Raw genomic sequence first — 17,576 nt, 5'->3', positions numbered from 1 at the left:
GAGGACAGGCGAGGCCCACCCCCGGCCCCTCCCGCTTGCGGGAGGGGCGAAATGGTCGGTCCCCCTCCCGCTTGCGGGAGGGGCGAAATGGTCGGTCCCCCTCCCGCTTGCGGGAGGGGCTGGGGGTGGGCGCGTTCGGGCACTTCCCCTTCGCGCGAACCTTCCCTATCTGCACGAACATGGCGAGAACACCAGCCGGCACTCCTGAGCAGCCCAACCATCTCGAACGCTTCAACGAGGAGCGGGCGACCTACACCGTGCGCGGTTCCGACCAGCCCGACCTGCAGGCGGGCGTAGAGGTGATCCGAGACACCGTCCGCACGCTGCCCGCCAAGCCCGGCGTCTACCGCATGCAGGACGCGCGCGGCGACGTGCTCTATGTCGGCAAGGCGCGGGTGCTGCGCAACCGCGTCGCCAATTATACCCAGTGGGAACGTCTGCCCGGTCGCTTGCAGCGCATGGTCAGCCAGACCCGCTCGATGACGATCGTGACGACCAATTCCGAAGCTGAGGCGCTGCTGCTCGAAGCGCAGCTCATCAAGCGTTTCCGGCCCGCGTACAACGTGCTGCTGCGCGACGACAAGTCGTTCCCGTTCATCCTGCTGCGCACTGACCACGAGTTCCCGCGCATCATGAAGCATCGCGGCGCGCGGCGGATGAAGGGCAATTACTACGGCCCCTTCGCCAGCGCCGGCTCGGTCAACACCACGATCAACGCGCTGCAGAAGCTGTTCCTGCTGCGCAGCTGCACCGACAGCTTCTTCGCCCGGCGCGACCGGCCTTGCCTGCTTTACCAGATCAAGCGCTGCTCGGCCCCTTGCGTCGACCGCATCGACGAGGCGGGCTACAAGGAACTGGTGCAGGAGGCGAAGGACTTCCTCGGCGGCAAGTCCAACGCAGTGCAGCGCAAGATCGAGGCGCAGATGGCCGAGGCGGCCGCCGACCTCGACTTCGAGCGCGCGGCGATGCTGCGCGACCGCCTGCGCGCGGCGACTTTCATTCAAGGCAGCCAGGCGATCAACGCGGAAGGGCTCGACAATGCCGACATCTTCGCGATGGCTAGCAAGGGCGGGCAGGTCGGCGTGCAGGCCTTCTTCATCCGCGGCGGCCAGAACTGGGGCCACCGCGCCTTCTTCCCCACCCACACCGAGGGCCTGAGCGAGGAAGAGGTGATGCAGGCGTTCCTCGCGCAGTTCTACGAGGAAGTGCCGCCCGCGCGCTGCATCCTCGTCGATCGCGAACTTCCCGAGGCCGAGCTGATCGCCGAAGCCCTGCGCGAGAGCGCGGGCGGCAAGGTGGAAATCTCCGTCCCCCAGCGCGGCAACCGCCGCAACCTGATGATGCAGGCCACCCGCAACGCGGTGGAAGCGCTCGACCGCCGCCAGGCTGAGCGCGGCACGCAGGCGAAAGTCTGGCGCGAGATGGCTGACTTCCTCGAGCTGCCCGACCTGCCGCAGCGCGTGGAAGTCTACGACAACAGCCATATCTCGGGCACAAAGGCGCTGGGCGCGATGGTGGTGGCGGGGCCGGAGGGCTTCCAGACCAGCCAGTACCGCAAGTTCAACATCAAGTCCGCGCAGACCGACGACGACTACGCGATGATGCGCGAGGTCATGACCCGCCGCTTCGGCCGCGTGCAGGCGGAAGACCCCGAGCGCACCGGCGGCACCTGGCCCGACCTCGTCCTGATCGACGGCGGCAAGGGCCAGATGAACGCGGTGAAGGACGCGCTGGAGGAACTCGGCATCGAGGACGTCAACCTCATCGCCATCGCCAAGGGCCCGCACCACGGCCGCGAGGGGCGCGAGGTGTTCCACTTCCCTGACGGGCGCGAGAAGATGTTGCCAGTGAACTCGCCGGTGCTGTTCCACCTCCAGCGCCTGCGTGACGAGGTCCACCGCTTCGTAATCGGCGCGCACCGGGCGAAGCGCAGCCGGGCGATCACCGCCAGCCCGCTCGACGAGATTCCCGGCATCGGCCCGGCCCGCAAGCGCGCTCTGCTGCTGCACTTCGGCACGGCCGGCAAGGTACGTGCGGCGAGCCTTGAAGATTTGCGCCGCGCGCCGGGTGTCAGCGTGGCGGTGGCGCAGACGATCTACGATTTCTACCACCCGAACGGCTGAGCGGCGCGACACCTGCGGCGGGCCGCGCAACTGACGATCATCTCCCCGGTTGAAGTTTCCGTAGGACGGAGGCGGGAAACGGGAGATTCAACGTGGTTACACTTAGTCCGCTCGCCATAGCCGTCGGCGTGATCGCGCTGGCCGTTCTGGTCGGCGTTGTCGTGACAGTCATGCGCAGTCGCCATACAGCGCGGCTGCGCGATCGGTTTGGCGACGAATACGATCGCACTATCGACCAGTCCGGCAGCACGTATGAGGCCGAGACCGTGCTCTATGAGCGCGAGCAGCGCGTCGCCGCCTTCGACATTCGCCCGTTGGAGCCCGCCCGGCGGGAAGCGTTCGTGCGCGCATGGCTGGAAGTGCAGGCCCAGTTCGTCGATGACCCGGCGGGTGCCGTCCAGCGCGCCGACGTGCTGCTTGCCGACGTCATGACCGCACGTGGCTATCCGGTGGCCGACTTCGACCAGCGCTACGAAGACCTGTCGGTCGATCACGGCGAGGTCGTCGCGCATTACCGCACCGGCCATCACATCGCCGCCAGCCATGCCCGCGGCGAGGCGGGCACTGAGGAATTGCGCCGGGCGATGATCCATTACCGTGCGCTGTTCGACGATCTCGTCAATGAGCCCGAGGACTTCAGCCCGGTGATCGAGCATCACGGCGGCCGCGTCCACGACTTGCGCAAGGAAACGACCCGGCGTTCCTGAACTGGTGTCAGACTGCGGCGTGGCGATGCCTCCGCAACGCGGTGAACGACGTGTCTCCGCTCCGCCAGGCACGCTCGTGAAAGAAGAAAACCACTGCGTTCACCATCGGCTCGATCAGAGCAATCCCGCCCGCCATCGTGACCGATCCGGTGACGAGATAGGCGACGGTGAAACCGACCATAAGATGGAGCGCAAGGAAACTGAGGGTCTTGGCGAAATCGCGGGTCATCGGGCGGTCCTTTTGACAACCCTTCTAATGCGAATGATTTGCAACAACAAAACGATCCTTGTCGCCACGGTGATCGACCGGAGCGATGAGCCAGTCCTACAGGCCCAGCTTGCGTGCGATACGCCAGCCTGTCGCCTTGGTGCGATTGCGATCCGGCCAGCGCCCCGGGGCCGTCGGTTTAAGCCCGCAACGTCGTAGAAGTCCGTTGAATGCCCGCGCATCCGCTTCCGCAAAACTCCACTCCGAGCGCCAGGTGATCGAGAGCGAAACGGAAGGCTCCGGCCCGTTGCGCACGAAATGCGGCGCCATAACCGGTACGTAAAGCGCTTCGCCCGGCGCGAGTGGGAATTCGCGGCCGCCGGCGAGCAGGTCGTCACGCCACTTCAGTTCTCGGCCGCCGCCGGTGTGGTAGGTTTCGTGAATCTCGTCCGGCGCAAAGGTCGGATCGCCCGCCGGGAACTGCGTCATCACCTTGGAGCCGCGCACCTGCATCAGGATGTTGTGTTCGGGGTCGAAGTGATAGGGCGTGACGCCCCCGGCGCTGGTCACGAATACGAAGGCCTGTGTCTTGAGCATGCGCCCGGTGCGCGCTTCGATGGCTGGACGGATTTCCGCCAATAACGCTTCAAGCAGTGCAGCGTACGCCGGGTCCTGCTCGACGTTCTTGAGCACCGCCCAGGAGCGGGTCGTCTCGATATGGCGGATCGTTTCGCCGATGGGGATGCCGGTCGGCCCGGGCTTTCCTTCGATGCCGATGGGCTGGTCGCTGGCATTGTATTCCACCGAGGCGGGGGGAAGTACCTCCGCCAGCCGGGCCAGTGCCTCCAGTTCCATCAGTGGATGTGCGCCAAGGGCGTGAGTCAGCTTATGCGGCACCTCGGGATAGTGCGATGCGAAGTCATGGCGCGCGGTGTCCGCAAAAACCGGACTTGCCTGGAGTAGAGTCGGGACGTTCATGGTCTGTGTCCGGCGGGATGGCGCGCGGTTTCGGCGCGCACGAACTGGCGGAAGGCGGCGCGGCGCAGCCTGCCGCCGATGGCGATGGAGAGCCGCCCGATGTCCCGGCGCTCGCGCCAGAGGTGGTCGATCATCGGATGGTCTGCGCTGGCGCAACTGTCGGTCCAGGCGATGTCTGCGCGGTCCAGCATGGCGAGATTCTCGCGCTGGAGCAGCACGCCGGGTGAAAAGCGCGCATATGTCTCGTCGAAGGCGGTCTTGTAGGAATAGGCGCCCGGTGCGGTCAGGAACGTCGCTAGCATCGCGACGGGGCGACCGTCGAGCGTCAGCGACAGTCTCTCCAGCCTGCCGCGCAGAGCTGCTCCTTCGAGGCTTTCGCGGAACATCCGCTCGGTCCGCTCGGAGCTTGCCAGCGCGGAGCCGGCTTTACCCTTCCAGCCCGCAGCCTCCAGCGCGAGGAAATCGGTGCACCACCGGGCGACGTCGCGAGCATCGGTGCTGTGCTCGAAGGCGATGGCACCTTCCTCGGCGAGGCGATTGGCCTGGCGGCGCAGTTCCTTGCGCTTCTTACTCGACAGCGCGGCTTCCAGATAGGTTTCGGGCGAAAGGTCGGAGGCGAGCATGGCGCGGGCCTCGCGGTGTACGATCTCGATCTGCCGCGCGTCCTGTGCCGCTACGGCGTCCAGTGCGGCGTGCAGCGGGCCGCCCAGCATCATGCCGCGCAAGTGCATGAACAGCGCCGCGTCAGGCCGGGTGTCGGCCCAGCTCAGAACGGCCTGCCAGAAAGGCACTTCTGCGCCCCGGGCGACCAGCGGCACGCCGCAGAAGCAGTTGGCGTGAAGCCAGCTGGACAAATGCGGCATCGGCCAGCGGTAGTAGCGGCGGGATGGAGCGACGGGCAGCAGGCCCACCAGTTGCCCGTCCTGCGCGAAGCGCAGGATCGTCACGGCGTCCGTGTCAGGCAGGTGGCGTAGCGAGGGGAGCAGATACCAGCTCTCGAAGAACGGGTTTGGCTCGCTGGCGTTGCCGGTTAGGCGGTCCCAGGCATCGACCTCGCTTTCCAGCGCGCGCCAGGGCATGGCGCAGAGGCTGCCCGAAAGCAGGCGAGCGGGCGCGATCTCGGCGTCCAGCACCGATGGGGCCTCTTTGCGATGTGCCTCGCCAGCCACTTGCAGACCGAATCCTGTTGCCGGAACGTTGCGTGTTCGTGGCCTGAATTAATGGCGAGAAATCAAGGAAACGCTAACGGCACCGCGCCGGAAAGGCCCCGACGCGGTGCCGCTGCGTTCAACCGGCCGCCATTGCGGCAAGCAGCAGCAGCGCGACGATATTGGTGATCTTGATCATCGGGTTCACCGCCGGGCCTGCGGTATCCTTGTAGGGATCGCCCACGGTATCGCCGGTGACGGCAGCCTTGTGCGCCTCCGAACCCTTGCCGCCGTAATTGCCGTCCTCGATGAACTTCTTGGCGTTGTCCCATGCGCCGCCACCCGAAGTCATCGACAGGGCCACGAATAGCCCGCTGACGATCACGCCAAGCAGCAGTGCTCCGAGCGCCGCGAAGCCGTTTTCACGACCGGCGACGGCGGTGATCACGAAGTAGACCACGATCGGCGCCAGCACCGGCAGCAGCGAGGGCACGATCATCTCCTTGATCGCTGCCTTCGTGACAAGATCGACCGTGCGTGCGTAGTCGGGCTTTTCCGCATAAGTCATGATGCCTGGCTTCTCGCGGAACTGCTCGCGCACATCGACGACCACGTCGCCCGCGGCCCGGCCCACCGCCGTCATGCCCATCGCGCCGAACAGGTACGGCAGTAGCGCGCCGAGCAGGAGGCCGACGATGACGTAAGGATTCTCCAGACTGAAATCGACGTTCAGCGCTGGGAAGAACTCCTTGAGGTCGGTTGTGTAGGCGGCAAAGAGGACCAGCGCGGCAAGCCCCGCCGAACCGATCGCATAACCTTTGGTCACGGCCTTGGTGGTGTTGCCCACGGCATCGAGCGCGTCGGTCTTCTCGCGCACGGCGTCGTCTAGACCGGCCATCTCGGCGATGCCGCCCGCGTTGTCGGTGACCGGACCGTAAGCATCCAGCGCCACCACCATGCCCGCCAGCGCCAGCATCGCGGTCGCCGCATAGGCAATGCCCAGCAGCCCGGCGAGCTGGTAGGCGATGATGATCCCGGCGACGATCACGATCGTCGGCAGCGCCGTCGCTTCCAGGCTGATGGCAAGGCCCTGGATCACATTGGTGCCATGACCGGTGACCGAAGCCTTGGCGATCGACCGGACCGGGCGATAATCGGTCCCGGTATAATACTCGGTGATCCAGATGATCAGGCCGGTGATCGCCAGGCCGACCAGAGCGCAATAGAACAACGTGCGGCCGTTGAGGTCGCCATTGCCGATGACGGCCTCCATATCCCCCAGCGCATGGCTTATCGCCCACCAGATCGCCGGGATCGAGAGCACCGCAGTCACCAGGAAGCCCTTGTACATGGCGCCCATGATGTTCTGCGAGCTGCCCAGCCGCACGAAGTAGGTGCCGATGATGGAGGTGACGATGCAAACGCCGCCGATCAGCAGCGGCAGCGCCATCATCGCGCTCAGGTTGCCCGCGCCCTTGAGCAACAGCGCGGTCAGCACCATCGTCGCGCCAACGGTGACGACGTAGGTTTCGAACAGGTCGGCCGCCATGCCGGCACAGTCGCCGACGTTATCGCCCACGTTGTCGGCGATGACGGCGGGGTTGCGGGGATCGTCCTCGGGAATGCCGGCCTCGACCTTGCCGACGAGGTCGGCGCCGACGTCGGCGGCCTTGGTGAAGATGCCTCCACCCAGACGCGCAAAGATCGAGATGAGCGAGGCTCCGAAGGCGAGGGCGGTCAGTGCTTCGACCACGGTACGGTCATCGCCGCCAACCGTGTGCCCGGCCGGTCCGGTGAGATACCAGTAGAACACCGCGATCGCGAGCAGAGCGAGGCCTGCCACCAGCATGCCGGTGATTGCGCCCGCCCGGAACGCCAGCGTCAGCCCTTCCTGCAGGCCCTTCTGTGCCGCAGCGGCGGTGCGTACGTTCGCCCGGACCGAGATGTTCATCCCGATGAACCCGGCGAAACCCGACAGGATCGCGCCGATGACGAACCCGGTGGCCGATATGGCTCCGAGTGTGAACGCCAGGATGATCGCGACGATCACGCCGACGACGGCAATGGTGGAATACTGCCTCTTCAGGTAGGCTTGCGCGCCTTCCTGAATAGCGGCGGCGATCTCCTGCATCTTTTCGGAGCCTGCGGGAGCACTGAGCACCTGACGACTTGTGACGAAGCCATAGACGATGGCCAGAAGTCCCAGGACTATTGCGATCGTGATGAGATTCACGAAGACGTCCCCTTCCCATTATGTTGTAGCGACGGGTTTTCCCGCTCGCGGCGACTAGGGCTATAGGGAAGGTGGGGGAGTGGCAAGCAGGGATATGCGCCGGAACGGTGCCGTCATCGGCGGCATGGCGACCGGGCCACGCACCGACGTCAGTGCTGGTAACCCAGGCGTTCGGGCAAGGGCAGTGCAGCGCCTTCGTGATGCAGCGACAGCCCCGCTCCTGCTTCGATGGTGCCGATTGCCGTAACCTGCCGGTTCAGGGTGCTCGCGGCTTCAAGAATGCGCGCTGTATTTTCGAGCGGCGCGGTGAACAGCAGTTCGTAGTCGTCCCCGGCGGCCATCCCTGCCAGCCGGACCTCCAGAACTTCGCCTGCGACGGCGCGGAAGGCCGCGGAAAGCGGCACTGCGCCGACGTCCAGCGTCACGCCTACCGCGCTGGCCTCGGCCATGCGCGAGGCATCGACCATGAGTCCGTCGGAAACATCCATCATAGCGTGGACCAGCGGCGCCAGTGCGACGCCCAAGCGAGGCTCGGGCGCAGGGCGGCGGTAACGGGCGAGCAGCGCGGTGAGGGCGCTTGCGTCTCCATCGAGGTCGCCCAGCGCGGCTTTCAGCCCCAGCCCCGCATCGCCGATGGTCCCGCTGACCCAGACCCGGTCACCCGGCCGCGCCGCCGTGCGCGAAGGCACCGGGCAACCCTTGGCCCCGGTGCCGAGCGCCGTCAGCGAGAAACTGCGCGGCGCGCCGTCCGGCATGCGGACCGTATCGCCGCCCAGCAGCGGGATGGCGAAACGGCGGCAGGCCTCGTCCAGCCCGGCGAGGAACGCGGTGTCCCACGCGGAAGCGCCCAGCGCGTGCGAATAGAGGCACCCCGCCGGCGTCGCCCCTTTGGCGGAAAGGTCGGAGACGTTCACCGCCACCAGCTTCCACGCCACGTCCTGCGGCGGATCGTTCGGGAGGTAGTGGACGCCCTCGACGACGGTATCCATCGTCAGCACCAGCGCCTCGCCGCCGATCCGGAGCACGGCGGCATCGTCCGCCAGCCGCCGGGCGGCGGGGGCGGTGGCGATGGCGCGCAGGGCGTGGATGAAGGCGGCTTCGCCGGTCATCCGAAGATCATGCCGTCAGCGGACCGACTTTGCCACCGAATCGAGCACGCCGTTGAGGAACTTCGCCTCGCGCGGGTCGAAGAAGGCGTGGCACACGTCGAGGTATTCGCTGATCGCGGCGCCGGTCGGAATGTCGGCGCGGGCCATGAGTTCGTAAGCGCCCGCGCGCATGATCTGCAGCATCGTCTTGTCGAGACGGCCCAGCGACCAGCCCTCGGTCAGCTTGGACGCCAGCAGTTCGTCGATTTCGTCGCGGCGGGCGATGGTGCCCTTCACGACGTCGTCGAAGAACGCGACTTCGGCCTGCGCGAACTGCGCGTCGTCGATCTCCATGCCAAGGCGGTGGCGGTGGAATTCGTCGAGCAGGGAGGCCATCGGGGTGCCCTCCATGTCGAACTGGTACAGCGCCTGGACGGCGGCGAGGCGCGCGGCGGCGCGCTTCTGCTTGGGATTGCTCATGAGTTCAGCCTTACGGAAATGGAGCGCGCGTGCGCGGGAAGCCCTTCGGCCTCGGCAAGGGCGACGGCGGCGGGGCCGATGGCCTCCAGCGCCGCAGCGTCAAGCTGGATGAAGCTGGTGCGCTTCATGAAATCGAGAACCGAAAGCCCCGAGGAGAACCGCGCCCGGCGCCCGGTGGGCAGGACGTGGTTGGGGCCGGCGACGTAATCGCCGACCGCCTCGGGGGTCATGCGGCCGAGGAACACGGACCCTGCGTGCCGGATGCGGCGCATCAGGCTTTCGGGATCGTCGGTGGCGATCTCGACGTGTTCGGCCGCCAGTGCATTGGCGAGCGCGGGGGCTTCGTCGAAGCTGGCGACGTCGATGATGACGCCGTTGACGTTCCAGCTTTCGCGGGCGGTCTTCTCGGTCGCTAGCGCGGCGAGTTCGAGTTCGACGGCTTCGGCCACCGCGTCGGCATAGGCCGCGTCGTCGGTGATGAGGATCGACTGCGAGGTCGGGTCGTGCTCGGCCTGGCTGAGAAGGTCGGCGGCGATCCGGCGCGGCTCGTTCTTGGCGTCGGCGATGACGAGGATTTCGCTCGGCCCCGCGACCATGTCGATGCCGACGACGCCGTAGAGCTGGCGCTTGGCCTCGGCCACCCAGGCATTGCCGGGGCCGGTTACCACATCGACGGGGGCGATGCGGTCGGTGCCATAGGCCAGCGCGCCGACGGCATGGGCACCGCCCACGCGCCACACTTCGTCCACGCCCGCAAGGTGCGCGGCGGCGAGGACGAGCGGATTGACTTCGCCCTTCGGCGTCGGGGTGACGACGACGAGACGCTCCACGCCTGCGACCTTTGCGGGAATGGCGTTCATCAGCAGCGAGGACGGATAGGCCGCCCGCCCGCCGGGAACGTAGAGGCCCGCCGCGTCCACCGCATTCCACGTCGCTCCGAGGCGCACGCCGGCGGCGTCGGTGTAGTCGCGGTTCTCGGGGAGTTGCGCGGCGTGGTAGGCGCGGATACGCTCTGCCGCGAGTTCCAGCGCTGCGCGCAAGGTCGGTTCTAGCGCGTCGAAGGCGGCCTTGCAGGTAGCGGCATCGACGTTCCAGCCGGTCTGGTCGAGGTCATGGCCGTCGAACTTCGCCGTGAGATCGGCAAGCGCTGCATCACCACGCTCGCGCACGTCCCGGAGGATCGCGGCGACGTCGGCGGCCACGTCAACCGCGCTTTCGCGGCGGTCGGAGACGACGCGCGCGAAGGCCTCGGCGAAACCGGGGTCCTTGGCTGAAAGGCGCAGCATCAGGCGGCTTCCTTTTCCGCCACCAGCGCGCGGAAGGCCTCGACCAGTGCGGCGACGCGCTCGTCGGTCTTGAGGGCAGCGCGGTTGACGATCAGGCGCGCGGAAATGTCGAGAATGCGGCTGGTTTCGACCAGACCGTTCTCCTTGAGCGTGCGGCCGGTGGAGACCAGATCGACGATCCGGCTCGACAGACCGAGGCAGGGCGCCAGCTCCATCGCGCCGTTCAGCTTCACGACTTCGGCTTGCACGCCCAACTTCTCGAAATGGCGGCGGGTGAGGTTCGGGTACTTGCTGGCGATGCGCAAGTGCGAAGGCAGCGCGCCGCCGGTCTCGCCCACCTTTTCGGCGACCGAAAGACGGCAGTGGCCGATGTTCAGGTCCACGGGGGCGTAGAGGTCGGAATAGGCGAACTCCTCCACCACGTCCGAGCCGACGATGCCGACTTGCGCGGCGCCATGCGCGACGAACGTGGCGACGTCGAAGGCGCGCACGCGGATCAGGCGCATGTCGCTGTTTTCGCAAGCGAAGGAGAGCGCGCGTGACTTCTTGTCATGGAATTCCGCCTCGGGGGTCACACCGGCGCGCGCCATCAGGGGCAGCGCTTCGTCGAGGATTCGGCCCTTGGGCACGGCGAAAGTCAGAGGTGTCGGCATGGTGCGCGCCTTAGTCGGGCAAGGCGCAAAGGGCAACCGGGGTGTTTGCCCTGAGCAAGCTACAGGGCAACACGCCGTCATCCCAGCGAAAGCTGGGATCGCTGGCCGTGAACAACCCACATAGCGGCAGAGTGTTGTTCGGCCAGCTATCGCCTAAAGCATTGCCAGCGGTCCCAGCCTTCGCTGGGATGACGGGTGTATGTCTGCGGGCTTCGCGCTTATTCCCCCGGCGCGCTGGCCTTGATCGCCACCGCATGGACGCGATTGCCGGGAATGTCGCCCAGCGCCGCATTTACCAGTCGCTGGCGCTGCAGACGTGAGACACCGGCGAACTGCGGGCTCTCGATCAGGATGGTGAAGTGCGATTCGCCGCTGCCGTCATCGCCGGTATGGCCGCGGTGCGTGGCGGAATCGTTGACCACGTCAAGCGACGTGGGAGCGAAGGCAGCGGTCAGAAGCTGCCGCATTTCCTGTTCGAGTGGTCCAGACATGGGGTTCCATTTAGGCGATCGATGTCCCATCTGGAAGCCGGTGAGACAGCATAGATTTCATGGAAGGTTCGAATCCACCGGTCACGAGTGCGCCTGGCCGGGGTGTGATGAGGCGGGCGAGTTTCGTGCTCCGGGTGGTCGGCCGTCCGGGTTCGACGGGCCGGGCGACTATCGATGGTTCTGCCTCGAGCACGTGCGTCAGTTCAATTCGGGCTACGACTACTTCGAAGGCATGGAAGCGGAGGAGATCATGCGCGCGCAGTCCCCGCTCCACGGTTGGGAGACGCAGACCCGCGCGTTCCGGCCTGATGCGGGCGTGGATCAGGCGCCGAACTGGGCGAACTTCTCCGACCCGCTTGAGGCGATTCAGGCACGGGCGAGGGCGCATGTGAAGCGGCGCAGGGCTGACCTGAAGCCCGAAAACGCGCGCTTCACTCCGAACGAGCGCAGAGCTTTGGAGACGCTGGGGCTGGACGGGGACATCGACCGCAAGACCCTGCGGTTTCGCTATACGCGGCTTCTGCGGCAGTATCATCCCGACCACAACGGCGGCGATCACAGCCATGCCGCGCGGCTGCAGGGGGTGGTCGAGGCGTATCAGGTCCTCAAGAACGCGGCGGCTTTCGGGTAGGACCTATCTTGGCCCTACATTCCCCGTCACCCTAAACTTGTTTCAGGGTGACGAAGTGGAAAGAGGAGCAGGGCGCGTTATTCGTCTTCGCCCTCGCAGATCGCTGCCAACTGGTCCGCACAGGCTGCCCAGCCTTGCGTAAAGCCCATTTCCTCATGCTGCTTGCAGGTATCCGCGCTCCAGTGGCGGGCGGTGGCGGTATAGCGCGTGCCTTCGCCTTCCGGAGCGACTTCCCAGATGCCGATCATGAACGGCCCGCTCGGTTGGAGATCGTCCACCACCGCATCGGTCGAGGCGAAGCGGCGGCCTTCCTCATAGGCAAGGTAGATGCCGTTCTGGGGCATGACTTCGCCGTCGGGGCCGTACATCGTCATCTTGCAGACGCCGCCGGGGCGCTTGTCCTGTTCATCGACCTCGGCGCGCCATGGGGTAGGGCACCACCATTCGTTCTGGCGGTTGGCCATGACGTCCCACACTTTCGCAGGCGGTGCGGCGATGTAGCGGGTGGTGGACAGTTCGTTGCTCATCGTTGTTCTCCTCAATCTCGATCAGGCGCGCCCAGCGGAAAGAACGCGCGGTAAGGGCGGGCGGCCTCGACGCAGGTGCTGACCGGCGGCAAGGCGAGCAGATGGGCGCGCCATGCCTTCAGGCGCGAAAAGCTGTCGGCGATGGGGAGGACCCAGTCGGCGTAGAACAGCGAGGGCGCGGCGGCGCACTCGATCAGGGTAACCTGGCCTTGCGCCGGGTAGTACTGAAGCCAGCCCTCCAACCAGGCGTAACTGCGTTCCAGCCGTTCCCGCGCTTCGCCGATGCGGGTCATGTCCGGGTTTTCGGCATCGCGAATGTGTTCGTTCACGACCTCCTGCATGTTGCCCATGACGTAGTTGTCGAAAACCCGGTCGAGCATGCGTACGCCGATCGCCGCTTCGGCATCGGAGGGCAGCAGGACATCCGGTTCCACATGGTGCAGTTGCAGGTGCTCGATGATCGAAGTCGCCTCGAAGATCAGGTTCTGGCCGTCCTGCAGGACCGGGAACTTGCCCGCTGGTCCGGCCATGGCGACGATCTTGCCATGATCGGGGTGATCGCCGTCGACGATGCGGAACTCATGTTCCAGCCCAGATCCCAGGAGCGCGATCTGCGCCTTCCAGGTGTAGGACGAGAAGGGGTGGCCGTAGAGTGCCAGCATCAGCCTTTCACCGCCGCCTCGATCGCGGCGATGTCGATCTTGCGCATCGTCATCATCGCTTCCATCGCCCGCTTGGCTGCAGCGCGATCGGGGTTCGCCATCGCGTTCGTGAGGGCGCGAGGACTGATCTGCCAGTTGAGGCCCCACTTGTCCTTGCACCAGCCGCACATGCTTTCCGCTCCGCCATTGCCGACGATGGCGTCCCAGTAGCGGTCGGTCTCTTCCTGCGTGTCGGTGGCGACCTGGAACGAGAACGATTCCGATTGCGGGAACTGCGGGCCGCCGTTGAGGCCGATGCATTCGATCCCCATCACCGTGAACTCGACCACGAGGACGTTGCCTTCCTTCCCGTCCGGATAATCCGTCGGTGCACGTTGTACGGAATCGACGCGGGTGTCGGGGAAGACGGTGGCGTAGAAGTTCGCAGCGTCCTCGGCGGTGCCGTCGTACCAGAGGCAGATCCGGTTTTTGGCCGTCATTTCTTCATCTCCTCTATCAGCTTGCCGTCGATGCCCTTGGCGGTCCGGTAGGCGGGGCGTTCCTGACAACGTTCGGCATAGGCCACGAGCGGGGGCAGCGGCGGGATGATGCCGAAGGTCATGCCCCAGTCGATCGCGCTGCCGACATAGACGTCGGCCATGGTGAAGCGGGTGCCGCAGACCCAGTCGTCCTCGGCCAGCTTTTCCTCGATCGCGGCGAGGGTGCGCTCGAAGCTGCCCCAGCCGGCCATCATCTCCTGCTGCGGCGTCGGCTCGAACTTGAGCGCGCGCGAGGTGATCGCCTGCTCGATCGGGCCGGAGGCGAAGAAGGTCCAGCGGTAATAGTCCGCCATCTCGCCGTCGTTGGGGAGCAGGTGCGCTTCCGGGTTCATCTCGGCGAGATAGAGACAGATCGCGGCGGATTCGGTGATCACCCGGTCGCCGTCGTCGGCATGGTGGATCAGCGTTGGCACCTTGGCCATCGGGTTGGCGTCGAGGAACGCGGCGGGCTTGTCCTTCCAGTCGACGAGGACCTGCTCGTAGTCCGCCCCGGCTTCGTGCAGCGCCCAGCGGGCGATCTGTCCGCGCGACATCGGGTTGGTGAAGAAGGTGTAGTCGGCCATCGGGATTCTCCCTTAGATGAGGGTGGAACATTGATGGAACGAATGGACGGCGTCAATCACCGTCCGCCCGGTTATCTGGGCGGCCCGACGAGGCCGAAGTAGGCGCCTTGCGGATCGAAGGCGTGGACGGTGTATTCGCCGGTGGGGATCTGCTGCGGATCGCCCATAGGCTTGCCGCCGCCGTCCTTTACTGCGGTCAGTGCGCGGTCAATATCGTCCACGCCGATGTAGTAGGTCCAGCCTGGCACCGGCATGAAATCAGCCTGCTTCATAACCGCGCCGATCTGCACGTCCTCCAGCTGGAGGAAGCGGTAGTCGCCGAGCGGCCCCATCGGCATCGCGCCGTGCTGGGTCCAGCCGAAATGCTTCGTGTAGAACGCCACCGCCGCGTCGTCGTCGGGCGTGACGAGTTCGTTCCAGCGTACCGTCTGCGGCTTGTCCACGCTGAACACGTCGCTGGTGGCGTCGGGACCGTCGGCGGGCGGTTCCGGCGTCATCACGTAGAACGCGGCGCCCTGCGGGTCGGTCACCATGGCGAAGCGGCCGACGCCTTCCATGGTGGTGGCGGGCACGTGGACGGATCCGCCCTCGGCCGTGATCTCGGCCACTTTTGCATCGACGTCGGGGACGTAAATGTAGCCCATCCAGCCGGGCTTCGCGCCTTGTTTGATCATGGCATCGTCGAGTGCGAAGACGCCGCCGGTATAGCCGCAGCCCGCGCCGCCGCCATCGATGCGCTCGATCATGCGGTAGTCCATGCCGGAATCGCCGGTCATTTCCGGCATGACGTTGGCGCCGATCTTCCAGCCGACGACACTGCCGTAGAAGGCGGCCGCGGCGTCGGAATCGCTGGTCATCAGCTCGTACCAGATGAAGCTGCCTACAGGGTTGCCCATAGCTCAGCCTCCCAGCGTGACGACGGGCTGGAAGCCGCCGTAGATCATGCGCATGCCGTCGAAAGGCATGGGGTTCTTCTCCGGATCCATGCGCGGGTCGGTGTTCATCGCGTCCATGACCGCAGCCATGCCCTTTTCGCGGGTCTCCTTGTCGGGCCATTCGATCCACGAGAAGACCACCGCCTCGTCCTCCTTGCACTCCACCGCCCGGAAGAAGTCGGTCTGCTTGCCTTCGGGCACGTCGTCCTGCCAGCATTCGAGAACGCGGGTGGCGCCGTGCTCCATGAAGACGGCGTCGCCCATCTCGGCGTGGGCGATGAACTTGTCCTTGTTCGCCTTGGGGACGGCGATCACGAAACCTTCTACGTAGGTCATGTCAGACTCCTTCCTTGGCAGGGTTTTCGGCCTTGGCTTTGGTCTTCGGATCATGCTCGGCGAAAGGCGCGAGTTGCGCCTCCAGCGCACGCTGGAACGCAGAGCGAGCTATGCCGCGCTCGACGTACGCCGCGAGTGCGGGCGTCGGCGCCAGCACGGACGGGTCGGGGATGGCGCGCAGGATCGTGGTCATCGCGATATCGGCGATCGAGAAGTCCCCGGCCAGCCACTCGCTGGCCCCCAGCGCCGTTTCGAGGCGCTTGAGGCGGCCTTCCAGCGCGGTAGTCAGGGAAGGGCGGCGCAGCGGTGCCCAGTCCTCCTTGCGCGAGAAAAACGTGCAGTTGACGAACTCCATCACGAAAGGCTCGATCGAGTTGAACGCGCCGAACAACCAACTCAAGATTTTTGCCCGTTCCTGCGAGCCGGTCGGAGGCAGGGCGCCCGCCTTCTCGGCGAGATGTATGAGCGTGGCGCCGCTTTCGAATATCCCGACCTCGCCGTCACGGACGAAGGGCACCTGCCCCCAGGGCTGGTCGTCATAGTACCATTCGGGACGCTCGATCGCGCTGATCAGGCGCACCTTGTAGGGCAGGGCGTATTCCTCGCAGGCCCAGCGCGGGCGCAAATCGCGGACCTGCCCCTGCGCGAAGGAGGGCACCCATTCGTAAGCGGTGATCTCTATCTGTGAGGTCGGATCGATAGGCATCGTCTTCTCCCTCTCCCGTTTTTTTATGTCACGCCGTGGTCGGGATTTCCATTTCCCCCGAGGCGGCGGCAGGGTCCATCCACATCGTCTCCCAGACATGCCCGTCGAGGTCGGTGAAGGCGTGGCTGACCATGAAGCCATAGTCCTGTGGCGGATTGATGTCGGGCGTGCCGCCTGCCGCCGCAGCCTTGGCCTTCATCTCCGCGGCCTCTTCCTTGCTTTCACATGCAAGGCACAGCGCCACTTCGCTGGAGCCGGTGTCGGGGATCGGGCGGTCGGTGAAGGTGCGCCATTTGTCGTGCGTCAGGATCATCACGAAGATGGATTCCGACCACACCATGCAAGCCGCCGTGTCGTCGGTGAAGCGCGGCTCGTTGGTGAAGCCGAGCGCGGTGTAGAACGCCTTGGAGCGCTCCAGATCGGTGACGGGGAGGTTCACGAAGATCATGCGTGCCATCTGCTCTCTCCTTCAGAAGGGCGAATCGCCTCTTGCCCGAACCTGACCTCAGTGGTAACTAAAAGCAACCATGAAGTCACAAAAAGAAACCATACGTTCGGAAAGCGCGACGGATAGTGTGAAACGCGCACATGGCCGCTGGTATGGGGATGCCTGCGGGGCGGCTTTCGCGATGGAACTCATCGGCGAACGCTGGTCGCTGCCGATCATACGCGAGATGATTCTCGGCCCTCGCCGTTTCTCGGAGATCCGCGCCGAATTGCCGGGCCTGAGCGCCAAGACGTTGACCGAGCGGCTGGAGAGCCTCGAAGGAACCGGCATCGTCGCGCGCGAAGTGCTGCCGCCGCCCGCTTCGGTGCAGGTTTACCGACTCACCGAATGGGGCCTGGCGCTGGAGCCGGTCATGCAGGAACTGGGGCGCTGGGCGGTGCGCTCGACCCTCCACGATCCCACGCTGCCGATCACGCCGGTCTCGCTGATGCTCTCGCTGCGCACGATGATCCATCCTGAGCGGATCGGCGATCTGGCGCTGACGGTGCGTTTCGAGGTGGGTGTCAGCAAATTCACCGGGCGGCTGGGGCAGGGCGATCTGGCGATCCATCCCTCCAGCAATGGCGATCCGGAACCCGATCTGGTCTTCGCGGCCGAGGGCGGGTTCCCGTTCCTCGCGGTATTCTACGGCAAGTGGCCGCGGGAAGAGGTTCAGGCACTGCGGATCGAAGGCGACCCATCGCTGGTCCAGCGCTTCCTCGATCTGTTCAGCCTCCCTCCCAAATGCGCGAGTTGAGCAAGGCAAGTCGCCCAAAGCTTATTGCGATGCAGCGG

General features: G+C 65.7%; 21 protein-coding genes. 4 read left to right on the top strand and 17 right to left on the bottom strand.

Annotated features, from left to right (window positions below):
• Positions 1–179 precede the first annotated feature (179 nt).
• Complete coding sequence (gene uvrC, locus HWN72_RS08280) at positions 180–2,123, top strand: excinuclease ABC subunit UvrC (protein WP_037518833.1); 1,944 nt, start codon at positions 180–182, stop codon at positions 2,121–2,123.
• A 92-nt stretch (positions 2,124–2,215) separates the two neighbouring features.
• The gene (locus HWN72_RS08275; RefSeq protein WP_008829500.1) at positions 2,216–2,830 is read left to right on the top strand and encodes a hypothetical protein; all 615 of its coding nucleotides are present in this window, start codon (positions 2,216–2,218) and stop codon (positions 2,828–2,830) included.
• 7 nt (positions 2,831–2,837) lie between these two features.
• Here the strand turns inward: HWN72_RS08275 and HWN72_RS08270 are convergent, their stop codons facing one another.
• The 9 genes from HWN72_RS08270 to HWN72_RS08230 all read right to left on the bottom strand — a co-directional run bounded on the left by HWN72_RS08270 (position 2,838) and on the right by HWN72_RS08230 (position 11,395).
• Positions 2,838–3,059, bottom strand: a complete 222-nt coding sequence (locus HWN72_RS08270; RefSeq protein ID WP_008829499.1) for a DUF2061 domain-containing protein — start codon at positions 3,057–3,059, stop codon at positions 2,838–2,840.
• Positions 3,060–3,155: 96 nt separating this feature from the next.
• Positions 3,156–4,016 carry a transcriptional regulator gene (locus tag HWN72_RS08265; RefSeq protein WP_008829498.1) on the bottom strand — a complete coding sequence of 287 codons (861 nt, stop codon included), beginning with the start codon at positions 4,014–4,016 and terminating at the stop codon, positions 3,156–3,158.
• A complete protein-coding gene (locus HWN72_RS08260) occupies positions 4,013–5,095 on the bottom strand; it encodes a GNAT family N-acetyltransferase (protein ID WP_248005882.1) in 1,083 nt (360 codons plus the stop codon). The genes HWN72_RS08265 and HWN72_RS08260 overlap by 4 nt, the downstream gene beginning before the upstream one ends.
• 208 nt (positions 5,096–5,303) lie before the next feature.
• Positions 5,304–7,397, bottom strand: a complete 2,094-nt coding sequence (locus tag HWN72_RS08255) for a sodium-translocating pyrophosphatase (protein ID WP_008829496.1) — start codon at positions 7,395–7,397, stop codon at positions 5,304–5,306.
• A gap of 149 nt (positions 7,398–7,546) precedes the next feature.
• Complete coding sequence (gene thiL, locus HWN72_RS08250) at positions 7,547–8,506, bottom strand: thiamine-phosphate kinase (RefSeq protein ID WP_211150024.1); 960 nt, start codon at positions 8,504–8,506, stop codon at positions 7,547–7,549.
• Between the two features lie 15 nt (positions 8,507–8,521).
• A complete protein-coding gene (gene nusB, locus HWN72_RS08245; RefSeq protein WP_008829494.1) occupies positions 8,522–8,965 on the bottom strand; it encodes a transcription antitermination factor NusB in 444 nt (147 codons plus the stop codon).
• Entirely contained in the window at positions 8,962–10,251 is a 1,290-nt protein-coding gene (gene hisD, locus HWN72_RS08240) for a histidinol dehydrogenase (protein WP_008829493.1), read from the bottom strand. The genes nusB and hisD overlap by 4 nt, the downstream gene beginning before the upstream one ends.
• Positions 10,251–10,904: an ATP phosphoribosyltransferase gene (gene hisG, locus HWN72_RS08235; protein ID WP_008829492.1), complete on the bottom strand. Its 654-nt coding sequence runs from the start codon at positions 10,902–10,904 to the stop codon at positions 10,251–10,253. Before hisG ends, hisD begins: the two co-directional genes overlap by 1 nt.
• 218 nt (positions 10,905–11,122) lie before the next feature.
• Positions 11,123–11,395 (bottom strand): BolA family transcriptional regulator, encoded by a 273-nt coding sequence (locus tag HWN72_RS08230; protein WP_008829491.1) that lies wholly within the window; start codon positions 11,393–11,395, stop codon positions 11,123–11,125.
• A 193-nt stretch (positions 11,396–11,588) separates the two neighbouring features.
• Here HWN72_RS08230 and HWN72_RS08225 point away from each other — a divergent pair, with 193 nt between their 5' ends.
• Positions 11,589–12,026, top strand: a complete 438-nt coding sequence (locus HWN72_RS08225; RefSeq protein ID WP_008829490.1) for a J domain-containing protein — start codon at positions 11,589–11,591, stop codon at positions 12,024–12,026.
• Positions 12,027–12,103: 77 nt separating this feature from the next.
• Here HWN72_RS08225 and HWN72_RS08220 read toward each other — a convergent pair whose 3' ends face one another.
• From HWN72_RS08220 to HWN72_RS08185, 8 genes are all read right to left on the bottom strand, one after another.
• The gene (locus HWN72_RS08220; protein ID WP_008829489.1) at positions 12,104–12,553 is read right to left on the bottom strand and encodes an SRPBCC domain-containing protein; all 450 of its coding nucleotides are present in this window, start codon (positions 12,551–12,553) and stop codon (positions 12,104–12,106) included.
• An 11-nt stretch (positions 12,554–12,564) separates the two neighbouring features.
• Positions 12,565–13,215: a glutathione S-transferase family protein gene (locus HWN72_RS08215; protein ID WP_008829488.1), complete on the bottom strand. Its 651-nt coding sequence runs from the start codon at positions 13,213–13,215 to the stop codon at positions 12,565–12,567.
• Positions 13,215–13,694, bottom strand: coding sequence for a VOC family protein (locus HWN72_RS08210; RefSeq protein ID WP_211150023.1), 480 nt, complete (start codon positions 13,692–13,694; stop codon positions 13,215–13,217). The genes HWN72_RS08215 and HWN72_RS08210 overlap by 1 nt, the downstream gene beginning before the upstream one ends.
• The gene (locus HWN72_RS08205) at positions 13,691–14,317 is read right to left on the bottom strand and encodes a glutathione S-transferase family protein (RefSeq protein WP_008829486.1); all 627 of its coding nucleotides are present in this window, start codon (positions 14,315–14,317) and stop codon (positions 13,691–13,693) included. The genes HWN72_RS08210 and HWN72_RS08205 overlap by 4 nt, the downstream gene beginning before the upstream one ends.
• 71 nt (positions 14,318–14,388) lie before the next feature.
• Entirely contained in the window at positions 14,389–15,213 is an 825-nt protein-coding gene (locus HWN72_RS08200) for a VOC family protein (RefSeq protein WP_211150022.1), read from the bottom strand.
• Positions 15,214–15,216: 3 nt separating this feature from the next.
• Positions 15,217–15,588 carry a DUF1428 domain-containing protein gene (locus HWN72_RS08195; RefSeq protein ID WP_036524583.1) on the bottom strand — a complete coding sequence of 124 codons (372 nt, stop codon included), beginning with the start codon at positions 15,586–15,588 and terminating at the stop codon, positions 15,217–15,219.
• Position 15,589: 1 nt separating this feature from the next.
• A complete protein-coding gene (locus HWN72_RS08190; protein WP_211150021.1) occupies positions 15,590–16,294 on the bottom strand; it encodes a glutathione S-transferase family protein in 705 nt (234 codons plus the stop codon).
• Positions 16,295–16,322: 28 nt separating this feature from the next.
• Positions 16,323–16,751, bottom strand: coding sequence for a VOC family protein (locus tag HWN72_RS08185; RefSeq protein ID WP_036524588.1), 429 nt, complete (start codon positions 16,749–16,751; stop codon positions 16,323–16,325).
• 70 nt (positions 16,752–16,821) lie between these two features.
• Between HWN72_RS08185 and HWN72_RS08180 the strand changes: the two genes are divergently transcribed.
• Positions 16,822–17,538, top strand: a complete 717-nt coding sequence (locus HWN72_RS08180; protein ID WP_211150020.1) for a helix-turn-helix domain-containing protein — start codon at positions 16,822–16,824, stop codon at positions 17,536–17,538.
• The last annotated feature ends 38 nt before the right edge of the window (positions 17,539–17,576 follow it).

The organism is Novosphingobium sp. HR1a (assembly GCF_015594425.1).
In the GTDB taxonomy this organism is placed as follows: Bacteria; Pseudomonadota; Alphaproteobacteria; order Sphingomonadales; family Sphingomonadaceae; genus Novosphingobium; species Novosphingobium resinovorum_A.
This window is presented reverse-complemented; position numbering and strand designations above follow the sequence as displayed.

Excerpts from the sequence above, each read along its gene's own strand:
- uvrC (WP_037518833.1), top strand. The coding sequence starts at position 180 with ATGGCGAGAACACCAGCCGGCACTCCTGAGCAGCCCAACCATCTCGAA.
- HWN72_RS08270 (WP_008829499.1), bottom strand. The coding sequence starts at position 3,059 with ATGACCCGCGATTTCGCCAAGACCCTCAGTTTCCTTGCGCTCCATCTT.
- HWN72_RS08265 (WP_008829498.1), bottom strand. The coding sequence starts at position 4,016 with ATGAACGTCCCGACTCTACTCCAGGCAAGTCCGGTTTTTGCGGACACC.
- HWN72_RS08260 (WP_248005882.1), bottom strand. The coding sequence starts at position 5,095 with ATGCCCTGGCGCGCGCTGGAAAGCGAGGTCGATGCCTGGGACCGCCTA.
- thiL (WP_211150024.1), bottom strand. The coding sequence starts at position 8,506 with ATGACCGGCGAAGCCGCCTTCATCCACGCCCTGCGCGCCATCGCCACC.
- nusB (WP_008829494.1), bottom strand. The coding sequence starts at position 8,965 with ATGAGCAATCCCAAGCAGAAGCGCGCCGCCGCGCGCCTCGCCGCCGTC.
- hisD (WP_008829493.1), bottom strand. The coding sequence starts at position 10,251 with ATGCTGCGCCTTTCAGCCAAGGACCCCGGTTTCGCCGAGGCCTTCGCG.
- hisG (WP_008829492.1), bottom strand. The coding sequence starts at position 10,904 with ATGCCGACACCTCTGACTTTCGCCGTGCCCAAGGGCCGAATCCTCGAC.
- HWN72_RS08230 (WP_008829491.1), bottom strand. The coding sequence starts at position 11,395 with ATGTCTGGACCACTCGAACAGGAAATGCGGCAGCTTCTGACCGCTGCC.
- HWN72_RS08220 (WP_008829489.1), bottom strand. The coding sequence starts at position 12,553 with ATGAGCAACGAACTGTCCACCACCCGCTACATCGCCGCACCGCCTGCG.
- HWN72_RS08215 (WP_008829488.1), bottom strand. The coding sequence starts at position 13,215 with ATGCTGGCACTCTACGGCCACCCCTTCTCGTCCTACACCTGGAAGGCG.
- HWN72_RS08210 (WP_211150023.1), bottom strand. The coding sequence starts at position 13,694 with ATGACGGCCAAAAACCGGATCTGCCTCTGGTACGACGGCACCGCCGAG.
- HWN72_RS08205 (WP_008829486.1), bottom strand. The coding sequence starts at position 14,317 with ATGGCCGACTACACCTTCTTCACCAACCCGATGTCGCGCGGACAGATC.
- HWN72_RS08200 (WP_211150022.1), bottom strand. The coding sequence starts at position 15,213 with ATGGGCAACCCTGTAGGCAGCTTCATCTGGTACGAGCTGATGACCAGC.
- HWN72_RS08195 (WP_036524583.1), bottom strand. The coding sequence starts at position 15,588 with ATGACCTACGTAGAAGGTTTCGTGATCGCCGTCCCCAAGGCGAACAAG.
- HWN72_RS08190 (WP_211150021.1), bottom strand. The coding sequence starts at position 16,294 with ATGCCTATCGATCCGACCTCACAGATAGAGATCACCGCTTACGAATGG.
- HWN72_RS08185 (WP_036524588.1), bottom strand. The coding sequence starts at position 16,751 with ATGGCACGCATGATCTTCGTGAACCTCCCCGTCACCGATCTGGAGCGC.
- HWN72_RS08180 (WP_211150020.1), top strand. The coding sequence starts at position 16,822 with ATGAAGTCACAAAAAGAAACCATACGTTCGGAAAGCGCGACGGATAGT.